This is a genomic window from Streptomyces sp. NPDC051563 (assembly GCF_044454225.1).
Classification (GTDB): domain Bacteria; phylum Actinomycetota; class Actinomycetes; order Streptomycetales; family Streptomycetaceae; genus Streptomyces.
In genome coordinates, this window is sequence record NZ_JBITDL010000017.1 from 161,239 (window position 1) to 178,784 (window position 17,546).

The 17,546-nt window shown below is 75.0% G+C and carries 16 protein-coding genes; 8 read left to right on the forward strand and 8 right to left on the reverse strand.

All coding sequences use genetic code 11. The annotated features are described in order from the left end of the window. Positions 1 to 99 precede the first annotated feature (99 nt). The 4 genes from ACIA8F_RS21720 to ACIA8F_RS21735 all read right to left on the reverse strand — a co-directional run bounded on the left by ACIA8F_RS21720 (position 100) and on the right by ACIA8F_RS21735 (position 4,238). A complete protein-coding gene (locus ACIA8F_RS21720) occupies positions 100 to 711 on the reverse strand; it encodes a hypothetical protein (protein ID WP_399380933.1) in 612 nt (203 codons plus the stop codon). Between the two features lie 285 nt (positions 712 to 996). Continuing rightward, a complete protein-coding gene (locus tag ACIA8F_RS21725) occupies positions 997 to 1,821 on the reverse strand; it encodes an MOSC domain-containing protein (protein ID WP_399380934.1) in 825 nt (274 codons plus the stop codon). A gap of 72 nt (positions 1,822 to 1,893) precedes the next feature. Then, positions 1,894 to 2,490: a DUF6643 family protein gene (locus ACIA8F_RS21730; protein ID WP_399380936.1), complete on the reverse strand. Its 597-nt coding sequence runs from the start codon at positions 2,488 to 2,490 to the stop codon at positions 1,894 to 1,896. Between the two features lie 257 nt (positions 2,491 to 2,747). Beyond that, a complete protein-coding gene (locus ACIA8F_RS21735) occupies positions 2,748 to 4,238 on the reverse strand; it encodes a glycosyltransferase (RefSeq protein WP_399380937.1) in 1,491 nt (496 codons plus the stop codon). Positions 4,239 to 5,593: 1,355 nt separating this feature from the next. Between ACIA8F_RS21735 and ACIA8F_RS21740 the strand changes: the two genes are divergently transcribed. Continuing rightward, a complete protein-coding gene (locus tag ACIA8F_RS21740; RefSeq protein ID WP_399380939.1) occupies positions 5,594 to 6,412 on the forward strand; it encodes a glutamate racemase in 819 nt (272 codons plus the stop codon). A 307-nt stretch (positions 6,413 to 6,719) separates the two neighbouring features. On the opposite strand, the gene ACIA8F_RS21745 is transcribed toward ACIA8F_RS21740, so the two are convergent. Beyond that, positions 6,720 to 7,658, reverse strand: a complete 939-nt coding sequence (locus ACIA8F_RS21745; RefSeq protein WP_399380941.1) for a GlxA family transcriptional regulator — start codon at positions 7,656 to 7,658, stop codon at positions 6,720 to 6,722. A gap of 209 nt (positions 7,659 to 7,867) precedes the next feature. On the opposite strand from ACIA8F_RS21745, the gene ACIA8F_RS21750 reads away from it, so the two are divergent. From ACIA8F_RS21750 to ACIA8F_RS21760, 3 genes are all read left to right on the forward strand, one after another. Continuing rightward, a complete protein-coding gene (locus ACIA8F_RS21750; protein WP_399380943.1) occupies positions 7,868 to 8,557 on the forward strand; it encodes a DJ-1/PfpI family protein in 690 nt (229 codons plus the stop codon). A 71-nt stretch (positions 8,558 to 8,628) separates the two neighbouring features. Further along, on the forward strand, positions 8,629 to 8,961 hold the full coding sequence (locus ACIA8F_RS21755; protein ID WP_399380945.1) for a hypothetical protein: 333 nt from the start codon (positions 8,629 to 8,631) through the stop codon (positions 8,959 to 8,961). Next, complete coding sequence (locus ACIA8F_RS21760; RefSeq protein ID WP_399380946.1) at positions 8,958 to 9,521, forward strand: hypothetical protein; 564 nt, start codon at positions 8,958 to 8,960, stop codon at positions 9,519 to 9,521. The genes ACIA8F_RS21755 and ACIA8F_RS21760 overlap by 4 nt, the downstream gene beginning before the upstream one ends. A 206-nt stretch (positions 9,522 to 9,727) precedes the next feature. On the opposite strand, the gene ACIA8F_RS21765 is transcribed toward ACIA8F_RS21760, so the two are convergent. Continuing rightward, the gene (locus ACIA8F_RS21765; RefSeq protein ID WP_399380948.1) at positions 9,728 to 10,678 is read right to left on the reverse strand and encodes an ADP-ribosylglycohydrolase family protein; all 951 of its coding nucleotides are present in this window, start codon (positions 10,676 to 10,678) and stop codon (positions 9,728 to 9,730) included. A 263-nt stretch (positions 10,679 to 10,941) separates the two neighbouring features. On the opposite strand from ACIA8F_RS21765, the gene ACIA8F_RS21770 reads away from it, so the two are divergent. Genes ACIA8F_RS21770 through ACIA8F_RS21780 form a run of 3 tightly spaced genes read left to right on the forward strand, consistent with a single transcriptional unit; the run spans position 10,942 to position 13,701 of the window. Continuing rightward, complete coding sequence (locus ACIA8F_RS21770; protein WP_399380950.1) at positions 10,942 to 11,457, forward strand: hypothetical protein; 516 nt, start codon at positions 10,942 to 10,944, stop codon at positions 11,455 to 11,457. Between the two features lie 40 nt (positions 11,458 to 11,497). Then, positions 11,498 to 13,141: an apolipoprotein N-acyltransferase gene (gene lnt, locus ACIA8F_RS21775; RefSeq protein WP_399380952.1), complete on the forward strand. Its 1,644-nt coding sequence runs from the start codon at positions 11,498 to 11,500 to the stop codon at positions 13,139 to 13,141. Positions 13,142 to 13,188: 47 nt separating this feature from the next. Beyond that, complete coding sequence (locus ACIA8F_RS21780) at positions 13,189 to 13,701, forward strand: NUDIX hydrolase (protein WP_399380954.1); 513 nt, start codon at positions 13,189 to 13,191, stop codon at positions 13,699 to 13,701. Positions 13,702 to 13,728: 27 nt separating this feature from the next. Here the strand turns inward: ACIA8F_RS21780 and ACIA8F_RS21785 are convergent, their stop codons facing one another. Next, positions 13,729 to 14,508 (reverse strand): trypsin-like serine peptidase, encoded by a 780-nt coding sequence (locus ACIA8F_RS21785; protein ID WP_399380956.1) that lies wholly within the window; start codon positions 14,506 to 14,508, stop codon positions 13,729 to 13,731. 338 nt (positions 14,509 to 14,846) lie between these two features. Between ACIA8F_RS21785 and ACIA8F_RS21790 the strand changes: the two genes are divergently transcribed. Continuing rightward, positions 14,847 to 15,932: a hypothetical protein gene (locus ACIA8F_RS21790; protein WP_399380957.1), complete on the forward strand. Its 1,086-nt coding sequence runs from the start codon at positions 14,847 to 14,849 to the stop codon at positions 15,930 to 15,932. Between the two features lie 50 nt (positions 15,933 to 15,982). Here ACIA8F_RS21790 and ACIA8F_RS21795 read toward each other — a convergent pair whose 3' ends face one another. Further along, a complete protein-coding gene (locus ACIA8F_RS21795) occupies positions 15,983 to 17,488 on the reverse strand; it encodes a hypothetical protein (RefSeq protein ID WP_399380959.1) in 1,506 nt (501 codons plus the stop codon). Positions 17,489 to 17,546: the final 58 nt, after the last annotated feature.

The window sequence follows — 17,546 nt, forward strand, 5'->3', positions numbered from 1 at the left end:
GTCGTGCCCCCACCCTCGTGTTCCGTAAGTCCGCCCGTTGGTCGGAGCAGCGGCTCCGGCGCTCCACCGTAGCGCGCGCGGGGCCGGTGAGTTGCCAGGTCAGCTGCCCGCATCCGCCCGGCCCCAGTCCGGCCCGGCCGCGGCCCATGCGCGGTCCAGCCGGATGTACCGCCGATGCATGAGCCTTCGTACGACCAGACGGCGAAGCGTCTCCACGAGCGCGGCGATGCCCAGGGCCGCCGCGAGCCCCGCCGTGCTCGCGTGGAAACTGGCCGAGGAGGGGTCGAGGGGCTGTCCGACGAGCCGGCCGTGCGTATCGGTCCATATGCGGAACCGGTCCCCGGGATGCGGCGGTTCCTCCGCGGCCGGCACCGTGCCCTGGTGATTGCTGCCGTCGGGCGCTGTCCACGACGCGACGATCTGCGTACGCTGCGGGCTCTGGCGCTGCGCCGCGGGCTCGGTGGCCGCGCCGAGGAGCGGATCCGGTGTCGGCCGGACCACGACCGCCGGTACGAGATGGCGCTCCTGCCGCTGTTCGCGCGCGGCCCGCTGCAAGGTGCCGTCCACCCGCACGCCGGCGGCCCAGCCGACGGCCGGAGCCACCAGAAGGACGCACAGCAGCGCCGCGAAGGCCACCCACGCCTCGAATAGATCCGTCCGGCGGCGCAGCGGATTGCGCCGCCAACGCCACACTCCCATCGCTGTCCGCACGGTCCGGCTCCCCCTACTTGTGCCAGTACTTGTGCCAGTCTGCGCCTGCCTGCCGTCCCAGCCTCCCGCATGCCCCGGCCACCCGCATTCCGGGACGCACGAGACGTGTGTCACCCGATCCGGTGCTCACGTCCCGCATGCTCCAACGGGCAGGCGGTGGCGGTTGGTTCCAGGGTGACGCGAGAGCCCCTCGAAGGTGTCATTCCGGGTGGTCCCTCCGGCCCTGGCACGGCTGTGGTGCGGCTGTAGCGCGGCTGTAGTGCGGGCGCTCGCGTCACGGGGTGCTCACGCCAGGACGCGCACCTCGTCGCCGACCCGCACCGTCCCCAGTCGCACCGGGACCAGCAGCCGCCCGAAGGCCAGCGACTTCCCGATCCGGCGGTGCCTGGCCAGGGTCTGGAGCGGCTCCTTGCCGCGGAGCGCCGTGGTCTGGTCGGTGGTCGTCACGATGCAGCGCCCGCATTCGCGCGCCCCGCGGAAGACGGCGTCGCCGATCGCGACGCGCTCCCAGCCGTCCTCGGCCCACGCCTCCGCCCCGGACACCACCACGTTCGGGCGGAACCGGTCCATCGGAAGGGGACCCTCGTGCGGGTGGCCGCCCTGGGAAATCAGCACATTGAGCGCGTCCAGCGAGGCGAGGGTAGTGATCAGCAGCGGATAGCCGTCGGCGAGGCTCACGGTCTCGCCGGGCAGTGCGTACTGGGGATCGACCGGCCGGCGGACCGCCGGGTCGTCCAAGTGCACCAGGTGAGCCGGTACCCCCAGGTACGCGGTGAACCAGTCGGCGGCGGCCTGCGCCGCCGCCACGGTCTCGATCTTCTTGCCGAAGAGCACCACCGGCTCCAGCGGACCCCGCCCCGGGACCTCCACCGCCAGATCCGCCATGCCCGGCGCCGAGACCTCGAACCCGCCGCCCCCCAGCGGCCGGGCCCGCGCCAAGGCCAGCCTCGGCTGCTGGCGTTGGGTGATGACCGTGCCCTCCCCGTCCACCACGGCCCACCGGCGGTCACCGGACAGGCCCCAGGGCTCCACGGCCACCTCGTCGGGTGCCGTCCCCGCCACCGATTTGACGGGATGGACGTGGAGCTCCTGGACACGCAGTTTCACCATGGGGAAATACTGCCAGCCGCCCTCACGGACTCCGCGGCGACCTCGTCCGGGGGAGCCGGCCGGCCGCGGTGGTCAGTAACCGCGCCCCTGGGGCTGGTACGGACGCCCGTACGGGTCCTCGAACGAGGCGGCCGGGACGGGCGCGGGCTGCGCCTGCATCGGACGCGGTGCGGCCGGGCGCATCGCCTCGTACCCGGTGCCCGTGGCGACCGGACGGGGCTGCTGCGGCTGGGGCTGCGGAACGTAGCCCGTGCGGGCCGCGAACGGCTGCGGCTGCTGCGGAACATACGGCGCCGGCGCCTGCTGGAGCGGCATCGGCATCGGCATGGGCTGCGGCATCGGGGGCATCTGCTGCATCTGTTGCACGTGCGGCATCTGCTGGGGCGCGGCCTGCTGCTGGTAGGGGTACCCGTACGCCGGGGCCTGCTGCTGTTGCTGCGGGCGGGCGGGCGGCAGCGCCGCCGGGAGGGCGGGGAGCGCGGACGCGAGGGCCGGGAGGTACCCGCCGCTCGAGTAGCCGGTGCTCGGGGAGTCGTAGGCGGCGGGGACGCGGATCGGGGCGATCTGCGGGGTCCCGCGTTCGGCGACGAGGGAGTCGTAGATAGGGGTGTCCGGGAAGGAGGGCGCGGAGTAGTAACCGCCGCCATAAGTGGAGCGGGGGGAGGTCATGGACCTAAGTTAAGCCCACGACTTCACCGGGTCCATAGCGAGGTGCCGTCAACACCGCCCTGACCTGCATATTCGCAGGTCAGGGCCACAGCTTTCACTTCACGTTCACGTGCACGATTTGGCCACTTCCGACCCGTCTTGCTCCTACTCGTACTCACCGGTTGGGTGTTGCGCGGATGAGCTGCCGCGGTGGCGCTGACGGGGCGTCACAACCCCGTGACCTCGGACGACGTGAAGTCGAAGGAGGGAGTCCGGTTTTAGGCGTCTCCGGGGCGGGCATAGGTACGGCCCTTCCATGCCGCCCCGCGTCCGCGGTAGTGCTGCACGGCCGAGTCGACGGTCATCAGGAGGTAGAGCAGCGCGGTGAGCGGGAGCAGCGGTGCGAGGCCCGCCGGCTGGCGGTAGTAGCGCAGCATCGGCAGGTACGTGCCGGCCATCAGCAGCCAGGCCAGGCCGCCGGCCCAGGCGACGGCGGGCCGCCCGGCGCCGAGTCCCGCGAGGAGCGCGGCCGGCGGCACGAGGTAGACCAGGACCAGCCCCGCCACCGTCCCGGCCAGGAGCGGGGGCTGGTGGCGCAGTTGGGCGTAGGCACTGCGGGACACCATCCGCCACAAGTCCGCGAGGGAGGTGTACGGGCGCACGCTGTCGACCCGCTCCGCGAGGCCGAGCCAGATCCGCCCGCCGGTGCGCTGGACGGCCCGGGCGAGGGAGACGTCGTCGATGACGGCCTGCCGGATCGACTCCGGGATCCCGGCCCGCACGGCCGCCTCGGTGCGCAGCAGGACGCACCCGCCCGCGGCGGCCGCGGTACGGGCGCCGGGACGGTTGATCCAGCGGAAGGGGTAGAGCTGCGCGAAGAAGTACACGAAGGCCGGCACGATCAGCCGCTCCCATCCGCTGACGGCACGCAGCCGGGCCATCTGGGAGACCAGGTCGAGATCGGCCGCCGTGGCGGCGCAGACCAGCTCGCGCAGGCTGTCGGGCTCGTGGGCGATGTCGGCGTCGGTCAGGAGGAGGTAGTCGGGGGCGGGGACCGGGCTGGAAACCGGCCTGGAACCTGGGGTGGAATCCGGGGCGGAGCCGGGGGCGGGGGCCGGGCTGGGACCCGGCTTGAAGCCTGGGGCGGAATCCGGGGCGGAGCCGGGGGCGGGGTGTGGGGTGGAACCGCCGAGGCGGAGGGGGGCTGGGGAGGAGTCCGGGCAGGAGGCGGGGACGGAGCCCGGGTCGGAAGGCGAGTGCGGGCCCGGGCGGGAATGCGGGCCGGGGTGAGGGCCGGAACCAGGGGCGGGCTGCGGCTCGGACTCCGTCGCGGAGTCGTGGCCCGAGCGGGCGCCGGCATGGGCACCGGAACCGCCGCCGGAGCGGGCGTGGCCGATGCCGTGTCGCAGGGCCCAGAGTTTGCCGGTCCAGCCCGGGCCGGGCTCGCCGGGGGAGAGGACCGTCAGCGGTAGCCCGGGGTGCGCGTCGGCGAGGCGCCGGGCGAGGGCGCCGGTGCCGTCGGTACTGCCGTCGTCGACCAGGATGATCCGGGCCTCGCCGGGATAGTCCTGCGCGAGGAGCGAGGGCAGGCTCAGCGGCAGCACCTCGGCCTCGTCCCTGGCCGGGACCACGATCGCGACGGACGGCCAACGGGCGGGGGCGTGCCGGGCGGGCAGGCGCGTATCGGTCCGCCAGAACATGCCCTGGCCGAGGGTGAGCCAGAGCCAGACGGCGAGCGAGGCGCACGCGGCGACGAGGAGATAACCCATCCCGGCAGTCTGCCGCGACCGGCACCGCGCGGGCCGCGGGACACCGGCGTTCGACGCCCCGGCTTGGGCCGGGGCCCCTCCGTGCCCCGCCCGCCCGGCGGGAGGGCGAGGGCGGGTCCGGGATCGCCCCCGGGGCGATCGCCGCTTGGCTGCCTCGTGGTGCAGGGCGGCCGGGAGGAGCCGGGCCGGGCCCTGATGCACCGTCCGTGTGGGCCCTGCTGCGCCGTCGGGGTGGAGGGGCGGCAGCGGTGGCCGGGCCGGGAATGACGGCGGGGCGGGGCATCACGGCGCGACGGGAGGTGGTGGGCTGTGGCGCGGAGGGGACAGGCTGCTTGGGCGGCAGCGGTGGCCGGGCCGGGAATGACGGCGGGGCGGGGTTGGGCGTCGCGGCGTGACGGGAGGTGGCGGACGGGGCTGGTCGGCGCGGTGGGGACGGGCGGCTCGGGTGGCAGCGGATGCCGGGCGGGGAATGGCGGCGGGGTCGGGCTGGGCGTCGCGGCGTGATCGGAGGTGCTGGGCGGGGTTGCACGCGGCGGCGCGGTGGTGCGTCGGGGGCAGGGGGCTCGGGCCGTGGGGTGGTGGGGTCGGGCATGGCGGCGTGGTGAGGCTGGGCGTCGCGGCACGCCGGGAGGTGGTGGCGGGGGTGGTGGCAGGGCCGGTACAGGTGGCTCGGGCGGTAGGGCGGCCGGGTTGGGCGCGGTGGCACGGTGGGGGAAGGCGGTGCCGGTGCCGGGTCGGGAATGGCGGCGGGGTGGCTGGTGAGCGGGGGTGGGCGCTGTGGTGTGGCTGGTATAGGTGGCTAGGGCGGTAGGGCGGTAGGGCGGTCGCGCAGGGACGGATGGCGGGGCTGGGTGTGGTGGCACGGTGGGGGAAGGCGGCGCCGGGCCGGGAATGGCGGCGGGGGTGGCTGGTGGGCGTGGCTCGGCGCGGAGGCGTGGCCGGTACAGGTGGCTAGGGCGGTAGGGCGGTAGGGCCGTAGGGCGGTCGCGCAGGGACGGATGGCGGGGCTGGGCGCGGTGGCACGGTGGGGGGAGGCGGTGCCGGCGCCGGGCCGGGAATGGCGGCGGGGATGGCTGGTGGGCGTGGCTCGGCGCGGAGGCGTGGCCGGTACAGGTGGCTAGCGCGGTAGGGCCGGGAAGGACGGCGGGGCCGGGTCCGGGAAGGACGCCGGGGCTGGGGGCGGTGGCACGGTGGGGGCGGCTCGGGCTGCAGGGTCGGGAATGGTGGCGTGGTGGGGACGGGCAGTGACGTGTGGCGTGGTGGGTGCGCGGCCAGGTGTGGTGGGGACGGGGAGCCCCCGGAGGTGGCGGTGCTGTTGCCCCGGGTGGGGTGGGGGGATCGATTAAGGTGACCAAGTGAAGATCGCCCTCATGGACTCCGGTATCGGCCTCCTCGCGGCGGCCGCCGCGCTGCGGCGGCTGCGGCCGGACGCGGAGCTGGTGCTGTCCAGCGACCCCGACGGGATGCCCTGGGGGCCGAGGACCCCGCAGGACCTCACCGGGCGGGCGCTCACCGTCGCGCGGGCCGCCGCCACGCACCGGCCGGACGCGCTGATCGTCGCCTGCAACACCGCATCCGTGCACGCCCTGCCCGCCCTGCGCGCCGAGCTGGAGCCGTCGATCCCGGTTATCGGGACCGTGCCTGCGATCAAGCCCGCCGCGGCCGCCGGAGGGCGCGTGGCCATCTGGGCCACCCCCGCCACCACCGGCAGCCCCTACCAGCGCGGCCTGATCCGCGACTTCGCCGACGGGGCGCGCGTCACCGAGGTGCCCTGCCCGGGGCTCGCCGACGCCGTCGAGGCCGGTGACGAGGACGCCGTCGTACGGGCCGTCGCCGCGGCCGCCGCGCTGACCCCGGCCGACGTCACCGACGTGGTGCTCGGCTGCACCCACTACGAGCTGGTGGAAGCCCCCATCCGGGCCGCCCTCGACCGGCGCACCGGCGGCGGCGCGTACGTCTTCCACGGCTCCGCCGAGCCCGTCGCCGTCCAGGCGCTGCGCCGGCTCGGCGCCCGCCCGGAGCCCGGCCTGCCGTACACCGGCGGCCTGACCGTCCTGCTCAGCGGCCGCCCCGGCACGCTCCCCGCGGCCGCCCTCGGGTACGCCGAAGGCCGCCTGCTGACCGGGCGGAGCGCCGGCGTGGGCGAAACCGTCGCGGGCTCGGTCTCGGGCTGACCCCGAGGGCACGCCCTCGTCGCGCCCGCGCCCGAGACGGACAGAGCCTTCCGCGCGGGAACACGCACCCTGTGCCGGAGGCGCCCGCGTCGGTTCGGGCCCGCGCCCGGCGGAGCGTTCCTGAGCGGGAACGCGTACCCCTGCACCGGCGGCGCCCACGTCCGTTCCGGAGCGCCCCGGACGGAGCGTTCCCGCACGGGACACGTACCCCCGTACCCCGGTGCCGCTCCCGCCGGTCCGCCCGCGGGGCGGGCGGAGCCTTCCTGCCCGGGAACACGTACCCCCGTACCGGAGGGTCCGGCGGCGGTCAGCTGAAGGCGCGGCGGTAGGCGTGGGGGCTGACTCCGGTGGTGCGCTTGAAGCGGTCGCGGAAGGCGGTGGGTGATCCGAAGCCGACCTGGGTGCCGATGCGTTCGACGGAGTGCTGCGTGGTCTCCAGGAGGTGCTGCGCCTGGCGGATGCGGGCGCGGTGGAGCCACTGGAGCGGGGTGGTCCCGGTCTGTTCGCGGAAGTGGCGGATCAGGGTCCGCGTGCTGGTTCCGGCGCGGGCGGCGATGTCGGCGAGCGTGAGGTCGGAGGCCAGGTTCTCCTGCAGCCAGCCGAGCAGGGGTTCCAGCACCGAACCCCGGGGCGTGGGCGCGTGGTCGTGCACGATGAACTGCGCCTGCCCGCCCTCCCGTTCCAGGGGCATGACGGACAGCCGGGCGGCGTCGGCGGCGACCGCCGAGCCGTAGTCCCTGCGGATCATGTGCAGGCACAGGTCCAGGCCCGCGGCGGCGCCGGCCGAGGTGAGGATCCGGCCGTTGTCGACGTACAGGACGTCCGGGTCGACCTCGATGTCCGGGTAGGTGGCGGCGAGCAGATCGGCAGCCATCCAATGGGTCGTCGCCCGCAGGCCGTCGAGGAGACCGGTGGCGGCCAGCGGGAACGTGCCCGAGCAGATGGAGGCGATGCGCGTGCCCTGCGCGGCCGCCGCCAGCAGCGCGGCGCGGACGGCGGGGGAGAGCGGGGCCGTGGGGACGTCCGTACCGGGCACGATGATCGTGTCCGCGCCGTGGAGCCCCTCCAGTCCCCACGGTGCGCGCAGGCTGAAGGACCCCGCGTCGACCTCCGGCTGCTCCGCGCACACCCGGATCTGGTAGCCGGGGCGGCCGTCCGGCAGCCGCGTACGGGTGAAGACCTCGATCGGGGTGGACAGATCGAAGGGGATCACCCGGTCCAGGGCGAGGACGGCGACGGTGTGCATGACCAGAACCTACCCGGTCGCCGAGTCGCCTGATGGCTCCGTGGAGTATCTGGATTGCCTGTTGGTGCAGTTCAGTGGCCCGGAGCAAGCCCACTGGCGTTATTCCGTTGGAAGGTGTCATTAATGCCACTGGGGTGGAGTGCGCCGGACGCCTAGCGTCGAGGGCGAACCCGGTACGGACCGGGCCGCCGCACGCGGAGGAACCCTTCATGCACGCCCAGATCGTCCTGTTCGACGGCTTCGATCCGCTCGACGTCATCGCCCCCTACGAGGTCCTCCACGCCGGGGGCGCCGCGTCAGGCGGTGCGGTGAGCGTGGAGCTGGTCTCCGCCGAAGGGCCGCGCGAGGTGGTCAGCGGCACCGGGGGCCTGGTGCTGCGCGCCACGGGAGCCCTGGACCCCGGCCGGGCGGGCGTGGTCCTCGTACCCGGCGCCTCGGGCCGGGTCGGAGAACCCGGTGAGGTCCCGGACCTCGACGCGGGCGAAGGGCCTTGGCGGCAGGACGAGTTCATCCCCGTCCTGATCGGCCGCACCCTGACCACCGAACTGCCCGCGCTGCTCGCAGCGGCGATGGCCAACCCGCGGACGACCGTCGCCGCGGTGTGCGGCGGCTCGCTCGTCCTGGCCATGGCCGGCCTGCTGGAGGGCCGCCACGCCACCACCCACCATCTGGGCCTGGACATGCTCGACGCCACCGGGGTCCACGCCGTGCGCGCCCGACTCGTCGACGACGGCGACCTCGTCACCGGCGCCGGAGTCACCTCCGGACTGGACCTGGGCCTCTACCTGCTGGAACGCGAGGTCGGTCCGAGGATCGCGCAGGCCGTGGAGGAGCTCTTCGCCCACGAACGCCGCGGCACCGTCTGGCGCGAGCAGGGCCCGGCCCCCGTCGGCTTCTGACGGACGTACCGCGCCCGCTGCCGACACACCCCCCCCGCACACTCCGCACACATCGAGGAAAGAACCACAGCATGTCCGTTGAAGGAACCTGGGACCTGACCGTCTCCACGCCCATCGGCCGGATCCACGCCGTAGTCGAACTCCTGCGCCCGCACGGCGTTCTGACCGGGACCGCCCACGGGGCGGGAGAGGCGGTCCCGCTCGGCGACCTCGCCCTCGACGGGGACCTGCTCACCTGGAAGCAGGCCGTCACCAAGCCCATGCGCCTGAACCTGGCCTTCGCCGTGACGGTCACCGGCGACTCCCTGACCGGGACCTCCCGGGCCGGGCGCCTCCCCGCGTCCAAGGTCACCGGCCGGCGCCGCCCCGCCGGCGTCCGGACGGACGCGGAGCCGCGCCCGTGACGAAGTTCTTCCTCTCCCTGCACGTCCTCGCCGCCGTGCTGGCCATCGGTCCGGTCACCGTCGCCGCGAGCATGTTCCCCGCCGCCCTGCGCCGGGCCACCGCGGCAACGGTCGCCCGTATCCCCGGGACCGGGAAGGCCGGTGCCCCGAGTGATTTGAGTGTCCCGGGTGATGTGAGTGCCCCAGGCGAGCCAGGCGACCGCGACGCCCTCGCCGACCTGCGGATGCTGCACCGCGTCTGCCGTGTCTACGCGGCCGTCGGCACCGCGGTTCCCGTCCTCGGGTTCGCCACGGCCAGCAGCCTCGGCGTCCTCGGCAGCGGATGGCTGATCGTCTCGATCGTGCTGACCACCGCGGCGGCCGGTGTCCTCGCCCTGCTGATCCTCCCGGCCCAGGACGCCGCCCTGGCCGCGCTGCAGGACCAGGACCCCGGACCCGGCCCGGACGCCGGTGCCCGCTCGGCCGCCCGCCTCGCGATGCTCACCGGGATCTTCAACCTGCTGTGGGCCACCGTGACCGTCCTGATGGTCATCCGCCCGGGCTCCACCACAGGAGCCTGACGGGGCCGTACCGCACGGCACCGCCACCTTGCGGACACCCCCTAGGCCGTCTCTTTCGGATCTTGCCGGGCCCGCGACGCCCGGCACCGCGCCCGGCCGCACTGCCGGGGCGACCACGTACGCCCAGTACGCGAACGCCCCGGCAGCACGCCCGGGCACGGTACCGGACGCCGCGGGCTCGGCCGACAAGATCCGAAAGAGACGGCCTAGGCCTCCCGGGCGGCGGCGGCCCCCGCCGTCGCGAGGCGCCGGGCCAGGTCCCGTAGCCCGGCGGCGTCCAGCACCTGGTCCCCGTGGCCGGGCAGGGGTACGTGCAACGGGGCCGTCCAGGACTCCGGGACCGCCCCCGCGCCGTACCGGGCCCCGGCCAGGGTGCCGGTCACCGCCGCCACCGTGTCGGTGTCGCCGCCCAGGTCCACGGCGGCCCGTGCGGCCTGCGCGAACCCCGCCGTGGTGCGCAGCGCCCACACCGCCGAGCCCAGGCAGGGCCACACCGCCCCGTTGAACTCGGTGGCCAGGTCCGGATGCCAGTCCGGGGCCAGGACCCGCGCGTACCGCTCGCGGTGGTCCGGGTGCACCCGCTCCAGCGTCGCGGGCAGCGCGGCGAGGGGGTCGCCCCCGTCCAGGGCCACGCGTACGAGCTCGTGCAGGACGGCCGTGCCCTCCCAGGCGGCCCGGTCCCCGTGGGTGAGCGCGGCGATCCGCCGGGCGGCGTCCATGGTCGCGTCCCGCCCGGCGGGGGCGAAGTACACCGCGGAGGTCGAGGCGCGCATCAGGGAACCGTTGCCCGCCGCCCGCGCGTTGGTCTGGAAGTGCAGTGCGGCGGCCAGGTCCCACGGATCGCCGCTGGTCAGCACGATCTCCGTCTGCAGCCCGATGTCCTTGGGGTCCCCGGCCGCCCAGCGCCGGAAGCGGTCGAAGACGTCGGGGAGTTCCAGGCCGCCGCGCTCCAGCAGGGACGTGCCGACCAGCACCGCCATCTGCGTGTCGTCGGTCGCCTCGCCCGGGTCCCACCCGCCGCCCCCGCGCATCTCCTCGCCGCGGGCGCTCAACTGCCCCGCGGGCCCGAACTCGTAGGGTGCGCCGAGCGCGTCCCCGGCCGCCGAGCCGACGACGGCCCCGACGGCACGGTCGATCCGGGTCGGGACGACGGTCATGCGGCCTCCTCGTGCTCCTGTGGTCCGGGTTCCGGGTGCGGTCCGGGTTCCGGGGTACGGAGTTCAGCACGTCGTCGCGATCGGGTCCAGCGGCCCCCTCCTCCCTCCCCCTCCGCCCTCCCCCCGCGGCCGCCCGGTCGCCCGTCCCGGACGCCGTGCAGGTCCGACCGTGCGGCGGCCCGGGGCCGGTCCCGCCGCCCTCTCCGCCATCCGGCCCAGCAGGGACGGTGGCGTCCCTGCGGAACGTGAGTACGCTGCTACACATGACGGGTCACCCTGCGGGGCCGCTCTGGACGGGCCGGGCATCCAATCGTGTGCAGTGGCTGCTCGCCGGAGCCGGCGCGGCCTTTCTGGCGCTCGGGATCGAGATCGCCGTCGACCACGCCTGGGACTCAGGTATCGTCGCGCTGCTCATGGCGGTGGTCGGCTGCCTCGCCGCGGGCCTGCTCATCCTCTTCGGCACCCTCGCCTTCGTGTACGCGGCCGTCACCGTCGACGCCGAGGCCGTCGAGGTGCGCTGCGGACACGTCGGGCTGCCGCGCCGCAGGATCCGGCTCACGGACGTGGAGGCCGCCGAGTACGTGCCCCGGATCAGCCCGCAGCAATGGGGCGGCTGGGGCTACCGCTGGCGTCCGGAGCGCGGCACCGCCGTCATCGTCCGGCGCGGCGAGGGACTGGAGCTGCGGCTCGGCGACGGCAAGCTCTTCACCGTCACGGTCGACGACGCGCAGGCCGCGGTCCTCGTGATCCGCGCCCATCTGCGTGCCCTGGCCCACTGACTCCGCCACCGGCACAGCCGGGGGACGTACACTCCGCCAGATGAGCAGCAGTGCGACCCGCGCGGCCGGGAACGAAGCCGGGAACGATGCGGGGAACGAAGCCGTGGCCGATGCCGGGAACGACCGAGGGACGGGGCCGGTGCCGCAGGCCGCGGCGGGTTCGCCCGCACGGCGCTGGGCCGGCCGGCTCGCGCGGCCCGCGGCCGCCGTCCTCTCCGGAGTGCTCCTCTACCTCAGCTTCCCGCCCCGCCCCTTGTGGTGGCTGGCCCCCCTCGCGCTCGCCCTGCTGGGCTGGTGCCTGTACGGGCGCCGCGCGCGGGCCGGGTTCGGCCTCGGCGTGCTGCACGGCCTCGGTTTCCTGCTGCCGCTGCTCGTCTGGACCGGCGAGGGCGTCGGCCCGGTGCCGTGGCTGGCCCTGGTCGCCCTGGAATCCCTGCTGATCGGGCTCACCGCCCTCGGCATCGCCCTCGTCAGCCGGCTCCCCGGCTGGCCGCTGTGGGGCGCGGCCGTCTGGATCGCCGGCGAGGCCCTGCGGGCCCGGGCCCCCTTCGGCGGGTTCTCCTGGGGCAAGCTCGCCTTCGGCCAGCCCGACGGGATCTTCCTGCCGCTCGCCGCGCTCGGCGGCACCCCGCTGCTCTCCTTCGCCGTGGCCCTGTGCGGATTCGGGCTGTACGAGGTGGTGCGCGTCGGCGCCGGCACCCGCCGGGCCACCGCCGCGCTGCTCGCCGCCACCGCCGTGGCCGCCCCGCTCGCCGGGGCGCTGGCCGCCCGGCCGCTGGTTTCCGACGCCGCCGAGGACGGCACGGTGGTGGCCGCGGTCATCCAGGGCAACGTTCCGCGCGCCGGGTTCGACTTCAACGCCCAGCGCCGCCAGGTCCTGGACAACCACGCCAACCGCACCCTCCAGCTCGCCCAGGACATCAAGCTCGGGAAGGTCGCGAAGCCCGACTTCGTCGTCTGGCCGGAGAACTCCTCCGACATCGACCCGTACGCCGAGCCCGACGCCTACGCCGTCATCGACAACGCGGTCAAGACCATCGGAGTGCCCGTCGCCATCGGTTCCGTACTGGCACCGGAGACCGGCCCGCTGCGCAACACGATGATCCTGTGGGACCCGGTCAAGGGCCCCGTCGACACCTACGACAAGCGCAAGATCCAGCCCTTCGGCGAGCGCATCCCGATGCGTTCCTTCGTCCGGCTCTTCAGCTCCGACGTGGACCGGGTGCGGCGCGACTTCGGCCCCGGCAAGGAGCCCGGGGTCTTCGACATGGCGGGCAGCGGGGTCGGCATGGTCACCTGCTACGAGGCCGCCTTCGACGACGCCGTGCGCTCCACCGTCCGGGCCGGGGCCCAGGTCATCGCCGTGCCCAGCAACAACGCCACCTTCGGCCGCACCGAGATGACCTACCAGCAGCTCGCGATGGACCGGGTGCGGGCCGTGGAGCACAGCCGGACCGTCCTGGTGCCCGTCACCAGCGGGGTCAGCGCGGTGATCCGCCCCGACGGCAGGATCGTCCAGCAGACCAGGATGTTCACCGCCGACGCCCTCGTGGCGGAGATCCCGCTGCGCTCCACCCAGACCCCGGCCACCCGCTTCGGTCCGCTCGCCGAGTATCTCCTGCTGGCCGTGGCCGTCGGCGGCCTCGGCTGGGCCTTCGCACGCCGGGTGCGCAGGGCCCCGTAGGGGGTGCAGGGCCTCGTCGAGGGCGCAGGGCCTCGTAAGGTCGGGGAATGACCACACCTGACTTCATCCGCACCCTGCGCGCCGCCGCCGGCCACCAGTTGCTGCTGCTGCCCGGGGTGACCGCCGTCGTCGTCGACGACCGAGGGCGGATCCTGCTGGGACGGCGCGCCGACACCGGACGCTGGTCGGTGATCGGCGGGATCGCCGAGCCGGGGGAGCAGCCGGCCGACACGGCGGTGCGCGAGGTGTACGAGGAGACGGCGGTGCGGTGCGTACCGGACCGGGTGGTGCTGGTGCAGATGCTGCCGCCGATCACCTACCCGAACGGGGACGTCTGCCAGTTCCAGGACATCACCTTCCGCTGCCGGGCCACGGGCGGGGAGGCGCGGGTCAACGACAACGAGTCGCTGGAGGTGGCCTGGTTCGAGCCGGACGCGCTGCCGGAGCCGCTGGAGTCCTTCGCGGTGGACCGGATCCGCCAGGCCCTGCGGGACGAGCCGACCTGGTTCGCCGACCCCGCCACCCCCGCCACCCCCGCCACCCCCGGCCCCGGCCGCTGACGGCCCGGGCCCGCCGCGGGCCCCGGATCAGCCGTTGTCGGAGGCCTCGCGGTACAGCTCCACCGCCTGGTCGCCCATGACCGCGCTGTACGAGACCTCCGGTACGGTCCCGCCGCCCTCGTAGCCCCCGAGGACGCCCGCCAGGGCGCCGTCGACGAGCCACGGGCTGCCGCTCGTGCCGCCGCTGAGGTCGGGGCATTCGATGCGGCGCTGGGTCCCGGAGAACAGGGTCGTCGTGTTGGCGCAGTACAGCGGGGAGTCCTCGCGGCTCGGGTAGCCCACGATGGACACCTTCGCGTCGGCCGGCTGCTGCGCCGCGACCGGGAAGCCCCCGACCACGTCCTCGATCCGCCGCCCGTCCAGCGGGGCCACCGTCGCGAAGGCGATGTCCTCGTCGGGGTCCTCGCCCTCCGTCCAGCCCGGAGCCACGTACATGCCGGTCAGCTTCCACAGGCCGTACGGGGCCTCGCCGTCGCGGTAGCCGGGGGCGAAGAAGGTGGTGCCGAGGCTGCCCAGGCAGTGCGCGGCGGTGACGACCACGTCCCGGTCCTGGCTGCGCACCACGGAGGCCGTGCAGAAGTGGCCGCCGTCGAGGCCGCCCGCGAAGAGCGCGCCGACCCGCCCGGCCGTCCCGTCGGCCGCGGCCGGGACCGTGACGCCGAGCGGCGGGTCCGCCAGCGCGTCGGGGACGTCGACGCTCAGCAGGGCTGTCATGCCGGCCAGGGCGAGCAGGATCCGTGCACCGCGCCGGCCACGGGCACGGGCGCGGGAGCGGCGGTCCGGTCGTGAGGAGAGGCACTGGATCATGCTCCGAGCCTTCCCGGGGAACCTGTGACACGGACAGGGGAATCCATGTGAATCCCCTGTGAATCGGTGGCCGGGTCCCGCCGAGGCCGGGTCCCGCCGCAGCCTGGTGCCGTCGCGGGCGGACCGCGGGCGCGCGGCCGCCGGATCGGGGCGGCTCCGCGCCGGCGGGCCGGGGGGTCCGCCGACCGGATGGGCGCCGTCCGTTGGCCGCGGGCGCGGGGATGTGAGGTAGTCGGGGAGGTGGGGCAGCCCGGGAGGCGAGGCGGTCCGGGACGTGCGGCGGTCCGGGAGGCGGAGCGGCCGGGGCCGGCCGGTCCCCCCGAGGAGGAGGGCGCAGCGTGCGGGTACTCAGCTCGGCCGTCGGGTTCCTCGTGGTCCTCGGCACCTTCGTCTCGGTCACCCAGGCCCTGGTGACGCCCCGGGCCATGCGCTCGAAGCTGCCGCGGATGGTGCGCGTCGTGATCCGCGCCCCCTACCAGTTCGTCGCCGACCGGATGCGCACCGAGCGGCTCAAGGACCGCGTCCTCGCCCCGGCCGCACCGGTCGCGATGCTGTTCCTGCTGGTGATCTGGCTGCTGCTGTTCCTCCTCGGCTACGGGCTCCTGGAACACGGAGTCTCCGACATGCCGTTCGGCGTCGCCCTGCGCGAGGCCGGCTCCTCCGTCCTGACCCTCGGCTTCGCCAGCGTCGACCGCGGCCAGCTGACCGCCGTGGACTTCTGCGCCGCGGCCACCGGACCCATCGTCATCGGCCTCCAGATCGGCTACCTCCCGACCCTCTACGCCGCCTACGCACGCCGGGAGGCCGAGGTCAGCCTGCTGCGCATCCGCGGCGGCGTACCGTCCTGGGGCCCGCAGCTGCTGGCCCGCCACGCCCAGGTCGACCTGGTGGACACCCTGCCCGACCTGTTCCGGGACTGGGAGCGCTGGTCCGCCGAAGTCAGCGAGAGCCACACCAACCACCCCGGGCTGATCCACTTCCGCTCGCCGAGCTGGGATCGGAACTGGCTGATCAGCCTCCTCGCCGTACTGGACGCCGCCGCGCTCCACCTGGCCTTCAACCCCACCGCCCCGCAGACCCAGATGCGCGTGACCCTGCGCGCGGGCTTCAACTGCCTGCGCGACCTGGCCCACGAGGAGGGCATCGCCTACGACCCCGACCCGCTGCCCGAGGACCCCATCGAGCTGACCTACGAGGAGTTCCTCGACGGGGTCGTGCGGATGCGCGAGCGCGGGGTGACCATGGCGCGCGACCCGGAGCAGGCCTGGCCGCACTTCCGCGGCTGGCGCGTCAACTACGAGGCGGTCGCCTACGCCCTGGCCTACCGCATCGACGCGGTCCCCGCACCGTGGTCCGGCCCGCGCCGCCGGGGCGGCGGCCCCATCGAGGTCCCCACCCCAATCGACCGCAAACCGGCCGTCTAGTGCTGTGACCGGAAAGGTTCACCGGGCCACAGCACCAGCCGGGCGGAGCCTCAGCCGCGCCGCTCGTACACCGTCACCCGGCGGCCCCTGACCTGCCGGTCCTCCACCACGGTGAACTCCGCCCGCAGCACGGCCGCCTTCGCCCGGTCCGCCGCGGAGCCCGAGGGCCTGGCCGCGGCCTTCCCCGAGTCCGTCACCAGGAGGACCCGCCGCTGCTCCCGCAGGGCCGCCGAGATCCGGGCCGGGGCGGCCTCCTCGCCCTTCAGGGTCCCCGACTCCACGGGCCCGCGGGCCAGCGCGACGTCCTGCAGGCCGGCGAACGCCCCGGGCGAGACCAGTGCGGTGTCCCGCCGGGCCGCCGGGACGAAGAGCACCGCGTCTCCGTCCCGCTTCAGCGCGGACACCTCCCCGGCCACCGCCAGCACGTCGTCCACCCGGCTGGCCGGCGAGCGGTCGGCCAGGGCGACGGGCAGCAGCGCCGCAGCCGCCACCGCGACCACGGCCGGCACGAGCGCGCCCGACGCCCTCGGGTACCGCGGCGCGAGGGCCCGTACGGCCGCGCCCAGAGCCGCACCGATCAGCAGGGCCAGGCCGAGCATGGAGAACAGCACGTACCGGTCCAGGAACAGCGGCTGGACCAGGGAGGCGGCGGCCAGCCCCAGCAGCGGCACCGCCAGCAGCGGCAGTCCGACGGAAGCCGCCGTCAGCCGGCCCTGGACACCGGTGCGCGGCCCGCTCCGCAGGTCGGCCCAGGCGCCGAGCGCGCCCACCGCCAGCAGGACGGCCGGGCCGATCATCATGTGCCAGGTCGTGGGCGGGATCCAGGAGACCTGCCCGGACTGGGTCCGGCTGAACAGGATCAGCGGCAGCGCCCCCGCCACGGCCGCGGCGGAGGCCACCAGCCAGGGCGCCACGACGCCGCGCCGGGCCCGCGCCCACCCCAGGGTCACCGCATGGGCGGGCAGGATCAGCAGGGACAGCCAGTTCAGCAGGGCGCAGACCAGCACGAGGGCCCCGTACGCCGTCCAGCGCGGCCACCTCCACCGCCCGGGACCCGCTCCGGCGGTCGCGATCAGCGACACCAGGAGCAGGGTCGACAGTCCGGCCCCGCCCGCGATCAGCGCGTACGACCGGCCCTCCTGGAGCTGGAACTGCACGGCCGGCAGCAGCCCGAGGGCCAGCCCGCCGCCCAGCCCCGCCCACGGACCCGCCAGCCGCCGCCCGATCTGCGCCACACAGCCGGCGGCTACCGCCACCCCGAGCACCGAGGGCAGGCGCAGCGTGGCCGTGCTCGCCCCGAACACCTCGAAGAGGACGTGCATCAGCAGGTAGTACAGGCCGTGGACCGCGTCCACGTTGCCGAGCAGGTGCCAGATCTCGCCGGGGGAGCGCTCCGCCACCTGCCAGGTCGCCGCCTCGTCCCGCCACACGCTGTTCTGCCGGGAGAGCCCCCACAGGCCGAGCGCCAGGGTCCAGAGGACCGGTACCAGCCAGACGGGGGACGGCCACCGCCGGACGCCGGAGCATCGGATGCCGGGGGATATGTGCGAAGTCATGAAGGCGTACGGATCCTCGGGCGGCTGTTCGGGCGGAAAGCACCAGTCTATGGACGAT